Consider the following 12770-nt stretch of genomic DNA (forward strand, 5'->3'; position numbering starts at 1 on the left):
GCGCCGCTCTGCGGCGAACGACCGCTCTGAGCCCATAGCGATCATTCGATCTCACCAGGGCAATCTGGTTGTGATCCAAGTCAAACCAGTAATCTGAATGTGTGTTATGCTTACAAAGATTTCGCGGTGTAGTGGAGAGTTTGATGAAGCAAATTCTTGTTGGAGCGAGTTTGACTGCCCTTATGGCTGGCGCAGGGTTGGCGCAGTCTTACTTAGGCGATTTGGCGATTGATCCAGAGGACGCAAGGATTGGTACGCAACATTATTCGCCATTTGTCGACCAGTCTTTTCCCAACCGGGTCTTCTGGGGCGATACTCATCTACACACGTCCTATTCAACGGATGCAGGAATGGTCGGCAATGCGCTTGGGCCAGATGAAGCGTTCCGCTTCGCTCGTGGCGAGAAGGTTCGAGCTTCGCTTGGCGATTACGCTCAACTCGTGCGACCACTCGACTTTCTAGTTGTAGCTGACCACGCCGAAAATCTTGGTCTGGCTCCCATGATTTCGGAGTCGAATCCACAGCTTTTAGCCAACTCCTGGGGTCGTCAGGTCCATGATCTGGTGAAGGCGGGCGATCCATTGGCAGCCTACGTGCTTTGGGGCGAGTCTATGATGGTGAACACGGATCCTTTGGATGACGACGACCTGACGCGGACATTTTACAACCGTATTGTCGACACCGCCGAACGCTACAACGAGCCCGGTGTGTTCACTGCCTTGAATGGCTTCGAGTGGACGTCAGTTACCAATGCAAACAACCTTCACCGGGTTGTCATGTTCCGAGACGGTGCCGACAAGGTCGCAGACATCGTCCCATTCTCCAACTATGACAGCTCGGATCCCGAGGACCTGTGGGACTGGATGGAGGCGTACGAGGCGCGGACGGGTGGGAAGGTCATGGCCTTTCCACACAACGGGAACCTCTCTAACGGCCTGATGTTCGACGACACACGTGCAAATGGAGAACCCTTGGATGCTGCCTACGCTGAAAGGCGAATGCGGTGGGAACCGCTGTACGAGGTCACTCAGATCAAGGGTGATGGTGAGGCGCATCCGATGCTATCGCCCAATGATGAATTTGCCGACTACGGCACTTGGGATCGTGGAAACTTTGGGACCGAACTCAAGACACTGGAGATGCTGCCGCGCGAATATGCCCGGGACGCTTTGGCGCGGGGATTAAAGTACGAGGAAGAGATCGGAGTTAACCCGTTCAAGTTCGGCATGATTGGCTCGACCGACAGTCACACTTCGCTCGCGACGGCGCGGGAAGACAACTACTTCGGCAAGGCTTCGATGGCGGAACCGAGTGCAATCGAAGACCGCATTTCTGAGAACCTTATCCAGCCAGATTTCCTTGGCGACGAAATCACGGTCAAACACTACGAGACCATCGCCTCAGGTCTCGCTGCTGCTTGGGCGAGAGAGAATACTCGAGAAGCTATCTGGGATGCGTTTAAGCGTAAGGAAGTCTATGCCACAACCGGTCCACGAATGACCGTGCGTGTTTTTGCCGGATGGGACTTTGAACCAGAGGAGGTTCATCGGCACGACTTCGCAGCCGAAGGATATGCTCGTGGCGTCCCTATGGGCGCTGATCTTTTTGAAGGACCCGAAGGTTCAGCACCCAACTTTATGGTACGTGCTCTCCGCGATCCCGACGGTGCGAACCTGGACCGCATTCAGATCGTTAAGGGTTGGGTCGATGCGAGTGGTGAACCCCAGACGAAAGTCTTCGACGCCGCTTGGGCTGGAGACCGGGTGCCCAACGCCGACGGCATTCTACCACCCGTAGGGAACACTGTTACTGGCGCGGACTATACAAACACCATTGGTTCCGCTGCTCTTGGTGCTCATTGGATGGATCCTGAGTTTGACCCATCTCAACGTGCCTACTACTACGTCCGAGTTTTAGAAATCCCGACACCGACATGGCTAGCTTATGACGAAGCTTTCTATGGCAACCTCGACCTGCCTGATGACGCTGTGATGGTCCACCAAGAGCGAGCTTATACCTCTCCGATTTGGTATGCGCCGGGAGGCTGATAAATGATTTTGGATGTTCGTCCAGTCTGTCCTCGAGAGGTGATCGTTTGGACAAAATCCAGCCAATGATCTGAATGAGGCCAGTTCGGATTCAGCCTAGAAACCCTCGGCCGATATTCGTCAAAAAGCAGGAAACGTCCTTTCTCACTTCGGCTTCGCTAATTAGTCCGAAGAACTTTAAGCCCGGAACCAACGACGTGTTCTTGGGGCGCTAAGTTTGACGCAGGTCAAAGATATCTGAGGTCAATCGCATATATTTCCTTGCTATTGGGAGGTTGGGGGATAACCGCGATGCTAGTAATTCTAGTTGCCTTGGCTTTGGCAGTAACGGTCGGAACAACAGGGCAAGCGCAAACTACAACCAACACCGTCGAGGGCCTGATCGAAAGCGCAGAGGTATCGATCACCGCGGACAATTTCATCCGTGCGGCCACAGACCTTGAGTTTCAAAAGTACGTCTCGCTCGCGGGTGGCATCAATCGGTTCTACCACTTCCGGGAACCGACCCCCGTCGAAAACCAACCGACGATCCGGATGAACCGCGACACACTTTATAGCACAGCGGTTGTCGACATCAGCGAGGGCGCGACGCTGATCCTTCCCGAAGTCGCGGACCGGTACATGACGGCAATGGTAGTCAATCAGGACCACTTCATAAACGAGGTGTTCTTCGGTGGCGGCACCTATACGCTCGACATGGAAACGTTCGACACCCCGTACGTGATTGTGTATCTCCGCGTGCTGGTCGATGCCGCAGATCCCGAGGACGTGGCGGCCGTCAATGTGATCCAGGACGCAATGACAATTGAGGCCAATGCATCGAACCCGTTCGTGGCCCCGAACTACGATGACGGAGCTTTTGAGGCGGTAGTCGAACAGCTACTGCCGCTCGGTGCCCTCGGGTTTGTACCAGACAGTTCCCGCATGTTCGGCACAAAGGAGGACGTTCACCCCATACGTCACATGCTCGGCACGATTGCCGGTTGGGGCGGGCTGCCGGAAGAGGAAGCGTTCTACCCAGCATTTTTTCCAGGTCTGCCCGTCGGCGCGTACAAGATCGAGGTGCCGAAGAACGTGCCGGTGGACGCTTTCTGGTCGGTGAGCATGTACAATGCCGACGGCTTCTATGAACCGAACGCTCTGAACGCCTATAGCATCAACTCCGTCACCGGCGCGCAGAATGCTGACGGAAGCATGACCATCCATCTTGGGGCCTGCGACGACGGGCGGGTGAATTGCTTGCCCATCACCGAAGGCTGGAACTACGTGGTGCGCCTGTATCGCCCCGGTCAGGAGGTCCTAGATGGGGGCTGGACCTTTCCCACCGCGCAATCTGTGAACTGAGAAGGACGCTAACGATGTTGAAGAAATTGTTTCCGATTGCACTGCTGGCCCCATCTCTGGCTGTTGCCGAACCAGTGACGCTGGGCACCTTTGTCCGGGCGGAGACGGATCATATGTTCCGTGCCAACATGGCCGCTTTTGACGCGGGTGTTGGGGAATTGATCCACGTTCGCAAACCGACAACCCCTGACAATCAACCGGTTATCCGGATGAACCAGGACACACTCTACTCCGGGATCGTCTTGGACCTGTCCGATCCGGTTGAATTCACTCTGCCTGATCTGGGCGAGCGATACATCTCGATGCATGTGATCAATCAGGATCACTACATGTTCGTCGAAACCGCGCCTGGGACCTACAACCTGACCGAGGAAAACGTTGGTTCTCGTTTTGCCTATGTGACCGTACGGATATTCATGGACGCCAACGATCCTGACGACGTGATAGCGGCACATGCCGCTCAGGACAGTCTTATCGTGACTGGAGGCGGGGCAGGTCCGTTCGAAGCGCCAGATTGGGATCTGGATGATCTGGCACAGGCACGCATGGCCTTAAGCAACCTTGCCCAGCTGGGATTCAGCAGCTTCTACTCGTTTGGCACTGAGGAAGAGACCAGGCCCATCGATCATTTGGTTGGAACCGCTGCCGGCTGGGGGGGACTGCCGCGAACGGCTGCGCTCTATGAAATCGACAGCGTCGATGCAAATAATGGCGAAACACCACATTCGGTGACCGTGAATGAAGTCCCGGTTGACGCGTTCTGGTCGATTACGGTCTACAACGCCGACGGATATCTGGAAGCAAACGATCTCGGTCGAAACAGTCTCAACAACGTTACAGCAAAAGCCAATGCCAACGGCAGCATCACCATAAATTTTGGCGCGTGCGAAGATGGGCGCGTGAATTGCATACCGATCACGCCAGGCTGGAACTACACTGTTCGGCTATATGAACCTCGTGAAGAGATCTTGAACGGAAATTGGTCCTTTCCTGCAATCGAGCCGTCTGATTAAGAGGGCATTTAAGCTGGTTTTTAGGTGGCTGCTGTGCGCGACTTAGAAACCACTGAATTCTGCTTTGCAGCCACTTGGTGTTCAAGTGTTCGCGCGCTAAAGGCAGGGCAAAACGTGGTGGTGATCCAAATACCCGCGCCGTCATGATCTGGGATGACAGACAGCGGGGGCCATAGTCTGGTCATGGGACTGCCCAGACTATCTGGAACGCGTATTTGGGAAAGCGAAGTTAACCAGATTGGTGTGGCCACTGCTGAACAACAGTGTTGTCCCAATTGGTAACCAACTACCTGCATAGTTCGCCCTTACCTTCAAAAGCAGGACTGCGAGATCTAATACTCACGCAATCATAGTTCGCGCGATAAAAATTTTCTTCCCGCGCGTAAAAATCCTTGAATTGTTGTATCTTGGATTCAAGTATTCGAAGGCGTGGCAAATTTGTATTACCTCTCTTGCTCACGCATTCGCCAGATTTGTCTGGTTCGCCTCTTGGTGACGTGGAGTGAGTGGCGTCGCCAAGAGGCCATCATTTGTTTGAATGTCACCCTTTAGAAGTACTCGAGTTTAGGATTGCATAGTAAACTATGGGCCCTGCCGCACAAATGATAGTATCGTCTACAAAGTGGACATCCAGCGTAATCGAGGGAATAGTTGCTACTGGCCCAAACAAGAACTGTCTGTCTCAAGCTTCCGCGGAAACAGCAATCTTTGCAAATCCATTGCTTCGTGTAGCGCATTCGAATCCGTGTTACGCACGCATAAATGCACATAGATTTTCGGGTGCTACTCAAAAGCGGTATGTCGCACCGATAACCGGCCCCGACTGACTGAAGGTAAAGTCGTTGCCGTTGATCTCGTGATCGAACTTGATGTAGCGATATCCGCCTCTAATCATCCATCTTTCGTTTATTGAGTAATCCGCGGTCAACAACACTTGCCAAGTCTCGCTGTCGCTGGTGAATCCGCCATAATCTAAAAACGCCGTGCCGGTCCACCTGTCTGAGAACTTAAACCGAGCAAGGGCTCCGATAACGGGGTCAGTCCAGTCTGCGTCCACAGTGGTTGTACGCCCTGGCAACGCTCCAGGTGACAGCGTGAACTGAGTTTCTGTACTAAACCACCTGAAACCTCCTGCAACGTCTACCTGTACAGTTGGATCTTCGTAGACCCGGTAACCAACATAGCCGCTCAGAAACTGCGTCTTTAGCGACGTGTCCAGCCCGGAAAATGCGGTGCCAGGTGTGTCATCTCCGAAAGAAAGGTCGGTGTAGTTGTAGTCAGCCAATAAGCTCCACCGTCCATTGCTGGCAGCAATTGTACCCATAAACGCAAGGTCCAAGTTGCTTAGCGCGTCCGAAAAACTGAGCGTGGCATCGATGTTGCCTCGTGGAGTGTCCAGCGACGTTTCGGTCTCTGGCATGAAGAGGTAAATAGTGGCTTCGAAACTCCAGTCGCTGGAATGTGCTGCCATAGGTGCCGCCAAAAACGCTAAGCTTAAGAACGCCGTTCTCCATGTGGGAAGCCTTTGCATTATACCCTCCAAACAAACACCGACTGCAAGAACATTCGATAGCGAAGGCTTGAACTTGCATTCCAGCATTCTGATATGAATGAGGGTTATGGCATTGATCTGAATCAATAGGATCCGCGTTCTACGCAGTGCAGAAAGAGCATGGCATTCAGAGTTAGTATCAGCTTAGGTTTACTTATCTTGGATAGAATAGCTGCTCAAACGATCCGTCAGCTCTTGATTTTAGGGAAAACCCGTTCGGTACGCGGAGCCGCCATTGGTCCAGTTAGCAAGCCCCGCATAAAACGTCGGATGACCGGTGTGAGTCCAAAGCGGTCACCTTATCTTTCGAGCTTGCGGCGGATTGGTTGACCTGAGTCAGCGTCTATTTTGAGTTCACCATCGCCAACAACTAACGTGCCGTTTACGAGAACGGTATGGACACCTTTGGCAGGTTGGTTCGCGTTATCGTACGTGGCTAGGTCTGATACGGTCGTGGGGTCAAAGACGACAATGTCGGCATCCATTCCTACTTGCAGCCGCCCCTTCTTTCTCATTTGTGGAACGAATTCCTCGAGCGTTTGAGCTGGCATCAAGGACATCTTGCGAATGGCTTCTTCCAGTGACAATAAGCCTCGTTCGCGCACATAAGATCGAAGGATTTTAGCGAACGCTCCAGCCGACCGCGGGTGACTAAATACATTGTCGGGAAGTGGCCAATCACTACCTTCATAGTTCAAAACAGCCCCGCTTTCGTCGAAGTAGGACCAGAATACCGCATCCGAGGCGATCATGACCGCAGGGTGGGTAACGGATGCATCTAATAGCGCGAGCGCTTCCGGATCTTTCTCGTCCAGAAAATGCCACGTGACAAAGGTGCCAGGCTCGTTGTCCTGGTAATCGGCGAGCTCCTGTTCCGTCATGCGATCTGAGCCCAGTTGAAAGTTCTGTGCCGTAGAGCTCATGCGTTCTCGCCATCCGTCGCCTGAGAACATCGCGGCTCCTACAACGGTGTTTGCGGCGCCATAAGGATAGGCCTCTACTGTAACGTTTATGCCTTGAGCCTGTGCTCGTTCCACCAAATCAAGGGTGGCGTGGATGTCCTCCAATGAAGAACTGTTGATATGACAGATATGCATGTGTGCGCCTGTGAGCGCGGCGTTCGCAATCAATTCTTTTATTGCTTCAAAAGACCCCTGAGGTTCCAAATTCGAAGCGTACCGCACGTGCGTATACGTGGCCACACCATAGTCGGCGGCCATATTTGCCAAAGCAAAGTACTCTTTTTGACCGTAACCAGGCGCGTATCCTGCGTTAACGCCTATCCCCAATGCCCCCTCTTTCAATCCTTGCTCGACTAAGTCTAACAACTCCACCATGCGAAGGGGATCGGCGATTTCTGTTTTCCAATCGTCGAACCTCTGCGCATCTTGAAAATAGGATAGTTCGGCAATAGGCCCTTCTCCTGTGAACGCAGCTATTCGGCCAAACGTCCAAGCCGCAGACGCCCCATAGTTCAGTGGCGTCTGCTGCCGTTCCATTTCAGCATACCAATCTGCAATAGGGAGGATACCGGACTCCAAATCCAGAACAGTTGTTACGCCCTGCATCGCCTGCATGCGCATGTCGCCCAAGTTCATGCCGTGTGCATGCAAATCGATGAACCCCGGCGCTACAACAAGATCAGTTGCATCGATTTCCACCGAACCGTCCATTGCGAACTCGGAGATCGCGGATATCTCGCCGCCGTTGATCCCGAGATTTCGGATGGCGTCCAAACCTGTCTCCGGATCGATGACCCGCCCGTTCGTTATGACTATATCGTAGTCCTGCGCTGAGCAGGTCGTGGCAATAGCCACAAGAATTGAAGAAACGAATGTGCGGTACATGATCTTGACCTCCGTGCCCCCAGCGTAAGGCGATGAAGGAACAGATCAATTTAATATTTTTGCCTAAGTCTGCTTTGTCTGCTTTCCGCCCTGAATAGCCATCTGAGCAAGTGCTCTAATGTCTACTTTCAACCCAAAGTTGGCTCCAGTCGCCATGGCAAAGAACAAATCAGTAATGCCTAAGTGATAGCTTCGTTATTGAACTGGATACATAGAAGCAAAGTAGTGGTCGATGTTACGGTTTTTGAGTCAACACCTGACCTCGGCTTGTAAACGAGATTCCTTGAGTGCCGCTTCCTCCAACCATGATCGCTTCTACGATAGGGGGTAGTACCGGAACTTCTGCCGACCAGGTGACTATGAAATTCGCGCCAATCCCGTCTCCGACGCTGCCAATAGGTACAAGCGCATTCATCGACCCAAATGGCATCAGTTGAACGGGCTCATTTATGAGAGTTTCCAGAAGTTGCCCCGCTCTGTCGTAATATTCCACACGCTCAACTTTGATTTCTGATTGAAGACTAATGTTGTGCACAACTAGCGTAGACGCGAGCGGTTCGCTGCGCCCCTCCTGCGTGAAAACTCGCGAATAAGAGGGAACATAGATGACTTGAGATGTAACACTCTCCGAAACTTGTGCGAATGAAAGGTTTGGTACGGTCGCCAACGAAACCAAAACCATTGAGAACGACCAGAAAGATCTGCGGGAGAAAAACTTCATGTAGGCGCATGCTCCGATTGTTCTGTCATCAAAATGAGCATACGGATGACAAGATTCGGCGCAAGAATCTGTCCGCTTTGTCCGCAAAGCTGACGCTCCGAACTAAAACAACCTCGCAGCATTCAGCGAGGGTGTTTTCTTTGTAAGAACCCGTTACGCCTTGCGTCGCTCTTGACTATGCAACGCCTCCGGTAAGAGGCGTTGCGAAATGCCTGCGCCCTTTTCACGTTCCATAGACATGATTTAGGTTCTTGTGTTCGCAATTACCGCCGACGATCCCTGCGCGAGCTCATCGGCTGGAAGGCCACGCCCACATGTGCCTCGCAATAGGGTTTGCCCGCCTCAACCGGAAGGCCGCAGAACCAGAAATCCTCGGTCGCGGGGTCGCCCACGGGCCACTTGCAGGTTTTCTCTGTCAATTCCATCAAAGTCAGCTTCTTGGCTTTCTTTTCAACCTCGTTGACCTTGGCCAGCGCCTCGGGGCTGATCTCGTTGGCCGATGGCTGCGGTGGCAGTGGCTGACCGGCGGGGATAATCTGACGGCGGGCCGGAACGACCGGTTTCGCTTCGGCGGTCGGGGCCGGGGCCGGACGCGCCGGTTCGGTCTTGGGTGCAGGTTTGGGCTTGGCCTCGGCCTTTGGGGCGGGCGCCGGTTTTTCTTTCGGTTCCGCCTTGGCCGGGGATGCGCCCGCCGTCCGGTTTGACAGGCCCAGGCGGTGCACCTTGCCGATCACCGCATTGCGGGTCACGCCGCCCAGTTCCTTGGCAATCTGGCTGGCCGACTGGCCTTCGCCCCACATCTTCTTCAGCAGTTCAACACGCTCGTCTGTCCAGGACATCGTTAGCCTTTCAAAAGCGGAAAGCGGCCCCGGATTCGGGCCGCCTTGGGAATTCGTCTCAGCCCCCTATTCTAAACACTGCTGCCCGAGTTACAAGCTGTCTTCGAATCAGCTCGAGGGCAAATCATGCAAAATCCCGCAGATCAGACCGCGCGTCGCTTCGGAGCAGTCAACTGGATGGGCCTGTACACGCTGGCGCAGCGCGAAACCCTGCGTTTTCTGGCCGTCTGGACGCAGACGGTTCTGGCACCTCTGGTTACGGCGGGGCTGTTCCTGTTGATCTTCACCATCGCCATCGGACCCAGCCGGCCCGATGTCATGGGTGTGCCGTTTTTGATGTTTCTGGCGCCAGGGATCATGATGATGACGGTGATCCAGAATGCCTTTGCCAATACCTCGTCCTCGATGGTGATCGCCAAGGTGCAGGGCAATATCGTCGATACTTTGATGCCACCGCTGTCACCGCTCGAGATTCTGCTGGGTTACCTCGCGGGAGGCATTGCCCGAGGCGTGATGATTGCCCTGGTGATCTCGATTGCGTTCTTGGTCTTGCTCTCCATTGCGCCTCAGCACCCCCTGATCGCGCTGACCTTTGTTGTTCTGGGTGGGGCATTCATGGGCGCGTTGGGCCTGTTTGCCGGTATCTTCGCCAACAAGTTTGATCAGATGGCCGCGATCACCAACTTTATCGTCACGCCGCTGGCCTTCCTGTCGGGCACGTTCTACTCGGTCGAGGCGCTGCCGCCCGTGCTGAACCGCCTGACCCACCTGAACCCGGTGTTCTATCTGATCGATGGTTTGCGCTATGGAATGATCGGAGTGTCCGACAGCTCTCCGTGGCTGGGGATGGCGGTCTGTACGTTTGCGACACTCGTGATCGGAGCCATCACCTGGCTGATGCTGCGCACCGGATATCGCCTCAAGGCTTAGGGCGGCCCGGCCGTCGCGGTTGGTTGCACGGGCCGGGATGCGGACGCACCCGTTCCCGCCGTTCGGGGCAGGCTCTCAGGCGCGGCGTCGCACCGCTTCTCGCCAGACCAGGATCAGCCCGCCGCCCAGGATGGTCGCAGATCCGACCAGACTGATCCAGTCGGGGATCACATCAAAGACCGCAAAGTCGTAAAGGGCGGCAAAGATCAGCGTGGCATAGCTGATAGGGGCCACGAAGGATGCATCCGCCCGCGCCATGCCGTTGACGAAACAGGCCTGGGCGCAGGCCATCAGAACGCCGATCCCCACCAATGCCGCCCACTGCTGCGGGGTTGGCATCTGAAAGACGAAGCTGACAGCTAAAGTGGCGATCAGCACCCCCATCGCGTTGTTGATCAGCAGGATCTGCATCGGTGGCTCGCGCCCGGACAGCTTTTTGATGAAAATCAGCTCCATCCCGATCAGCGCAGCCGCCGCCAGCGCCAGAAGGGCTGCGGGCTGAAAGCTGGCGGGGGTCGGGCGAAGCAGGATCATCGCGCCCGTCAAGGCGACAGCCGCCGCCAGCCAGCGCCAAGGACCAACCCGCTCTTGCAGCAGCGGAATGGCCAGCACCATACCAAAGACAGGGTTCAGAAAAGATATGGCCGTCGCATCCGCCATCGGAATGAAGGCAACCGATGCGAACATCAATGTCACCCCCGCCCAGCCAAAACTGGTCCGCCCGACGTGAAGCCCCCAATGGGGCCGCACCAACCGGGGCCGCAGAGTTGCAACCGCCAGCACAATCGCCAGCAGGGCAAACAGAAACCTCCCGTGACTGATCTGCATGGCATGCAAGGGCGGCCCCAACGCATCCGTCCCCAGCGCCTTGGCCAGCAGCGTCGTCGCGGCGATAAAGGCGGTGGCGACAAAAATCAGCGCAGCGGCAAGCGGAGGATTATGGTGCTTGGGTTCGAACATGGCCAAGCGGTGCGCGGTTGCACAGGCTTTGGCAAGGGCAAAATTCGATCCCTGCAAAATACTGGCTTTCCAACCTGCGCAAGCATCGCTATACGGTCGGCCATGATCAAACATGTGCATATCCAACTGCTCCGACGCCGACGCATCTTTGCGTAACCGGCCTGTTTGATCTCATGTGCCCGGCAAATCGGCACAGACCTCACCAAAATTGTTGACGAACAGGGCCTTCGTGTATCACTCACGAGGCTCATACTACCTGAAAAGGATGATCCCATGATCCCGTCCGTTCTGCCGACCTATAACCGTGCGCCCCTGACCTTCGTAAAGGGCGAAGGCGCCTGGCTGACCGAGGCGGATGGCCGACGTTTCCTGGACCTCGGCGCAGGGATCGCCGTGAACGCACTGGGCCATGCCCATCCGGCATTGGTCGCCGCGCTGACTGACCAGGCCCATGCGCTGTGGCATGTCTCGAACCTGTACGACATTCCTCAGCAACAGGCGTTGGCTGACAAGCTGGTGGAACACAGTTTTGCCGATACGGTTTTCTTTACGAACTCCGGCACGGAATCCTGCGAACTGGCCGTGAAAATGGCCCGCAAGTATTTCCATGACAAAGGTCAGCCCGAGCGGGTCGAGATCATCACTTTCGACGGTTCCTTCCACGGCCGGTCGTCAGCCGGCATCGCCGCTGCCGGGTCCGAGAAAATGACCAAGGGCTTCGGCCCTCTGCTGCCGGGTTTCGTGCATGTGGCCTTCGGAGACCTCGACGGCGTGACCGACGCCATCACCGACAAGACCGCCGCGATCCTGATCGAGCCCATCCAAGGCGAGGGCGGTATTCGCCCCGTCCCCGACGCCGAACTCAAGGCACTGCGTCAGATCTGCGACGACAACGGGCTGCTGCTGATCCTTGATGAAGTCCAGTGCGGCGTCGGCCGGACAGGCAAACTCTTTGCCCATGAATGGGCCGGGATCACCCCTGATATCATGATGGTCGCCAAAGGCATCGGCGGCGGCTTCCCGCTGGGCGCGGTACTGGCGACCGAGGACGCGGCATCCGGCATGACCGCAGGCACCCACGGTTCGACCTATGGCGGCAACCCGCTGGGCTGCGCGGTGGGCTGCGCGGTGATCGATCATGTGGCAACACCCGCCTTTTTGGAAAGCGTCAACCGCAAGGCGGGCCTGCTGCGCCAAAAGCTCGAAGCCCTGATCGCAGATCACCCCGACGTGTTCGAAGAGGTGCGCGGATCGGGCCTGATGCTCGGCCTCAAGTGCAAGCCTGCCAATATCGACGTGGTCAATGCAGGTTATGACAACCTCGTCATCACCGTTCCCGCCGCCGACAACGTGATCCGCCTGTTGCCGCCTCTCACCCTGACCGAGGACGATATCGCTCAGGCCATGATCCGCCTCGACAAGGCCGCCCGGCAGATCGAGACCCAGCTCCAAACCGCCTGATTTTCATCTTTTCTCAAATACTCCAGGGGTCCGGGGGCAGCGCCCCCGGCGACCG

The 12770-nt window shown here is 55.5% G+C and carries 10 protein-coding genes; 5 read left to right on the forward strand and 5 right to left on the reverse strand.

The genetic code is table 11. The features are described from left to right. Window positions 1–143: 143 nt before the first annotated feature. The 3 genes from ACR0C6_RS11880 (at window position 144) to ACR0C6_RS11890 (ending at window position 4405) form a co-directional block, all read left to right on the forward strand. On the forward strand, window positions 144–2048 hold the full coding sequence (locus ACR0C6_RS11880) for a DUF3604 domain-containing protein (protein WP_480619437.1): 1905 nt from the start codon (window positions 144–146) through the stop codon (window positions 2046–2048). 291 nt (window positions 2049–2339) lie between these two features. Further along, entirely contained in the window at window positions 2340–3392 is a 1053-nt protein-coding gene (locus tag ACR0C6_RS11885) for a DUF1214 domain-containing protein (RefSeq protein ID WP_480619439.1), read from the forward strand. Window positions 3393–3406: 14 nt separating this feature from the next. Further along, on the forward strand, window positions 3407–4405 hold the full coding sequence (locus tag ACR0C6_RS11890; protein ID WP_480619441.1) for a DUF1214 domain-containing protein: 999 nt from the start codon (window positions 3407–3409) through the stop codon (window positions 4403–4405). 787 nt (window positions 4406–5192) lie between these two features. On the opposite strand, the gene ACR0C6_RS11895 is transcribed toward ACR0C6_RS11890, so the two are convergent. The 4 genes from ACR0C6_RS11895 to ACR0C6_RS11910 all read right to left on the reverse strand — a co-directional run bounded on the left by ACR0C6_RS11895 (window position 5193) and on the right by ACR0C6_RS11910 (window position 9364). Further along, window positions 5193–5876, reverse strand: a complete 684-nt coding sequence (locus ACR0C6_RS11895; RefSeq protein WP_480619443.1) for an outer membrane beta-barrel protein — start codon at window positions 5874–5876, stop codon at window positions 5193–5195. Between the two features lie 380 nt (window positions 5877–6256). Continuing rightward, window positions 6257–7804: an amidohydrolase family protein gene (locus ACR0C6_RS11900; protein ID WP_480619445.1), complete on the reverse strand. Its 1548-nt coding sequence runs from the start codon at window positions 7802–7804 to the stop codon at window positions 6257–6259. Window positions 7805–8039: 235 nt separating this feature from the next. After that, window positions 8040–8525, reverse strand: a complete 486-nt coding sequence (locus ACR0C6_RS11905) for a DUF3124 domain-containing protein (RefSeq protein WP_480619447.1) — start codon at window positions 8523–8525, stop codon at window positions 8040–8042. Window positions 8526–8788: 263 nt separating this feature from the next. Continuing rightward, window positions 8789–9364: a GcrA family cell cycle regulator gene (locus ACR0C6_RS11910; protein WP_152457300.1), complete on the reverse strand. Its 576-nt coding sequence runs from the start codon at window positions 9362–9364 to the stop codon at window positions 8789–8791. A gap of 126 nt (window positions 9365–9490) precedes the next feature. Between ACR0C6_RS11910 and ACR0C6_RS11915 the strand changes: the two genes are divergently transcribed. Continuing rightward, on the forward strand, window positions 9491–10294 hold the full coding sequence (locus ACR0C6_RS11915; RefSeq protein ID WP_480619449.1) for an ABC transporter permease: 804 nt from the start codon (window positions 9491–9493) through the stop codon (window positions 10292–10294). A 75-nt stretch (window positions 10295–10369) separates the two neighbouring features. Here the strand turns inward: ACR0C6_RS11915 and ACR0C6_RS11920 are convergent, their stop codons facing one another. Continuing rightward, window positions 10370–11254: a DMT family transporter gene (locus tag ACR0C6_RS11920; protein ID WP_480619451.1), complete on the reverse strand. Its 885-nt coding sequence runs from the start codon at window positions 11252–11254 to the stop codon at window positions 10370–10372. A 273-nt stretch (window positions 11255–11527) separates the two neighbouring features. Between ACR0C6_RS11920 and ACR0C6_RS11925 the strand changes: the two genes are divergently transcribed. Further along, entirely contained in the window at window positions 11528–12715 is a 1188-nt protein-coding gene (locus ACR0C6_RS11925; RefSeq protein ID WP_480619452.1) for an acetylornithine transaminase, read from the forward strand. Window positions 12716–12770: the final 55 nt, after the last annotated feature.

The organism is Ruegeria sp. AL12, from assembly GCF_056540885.1.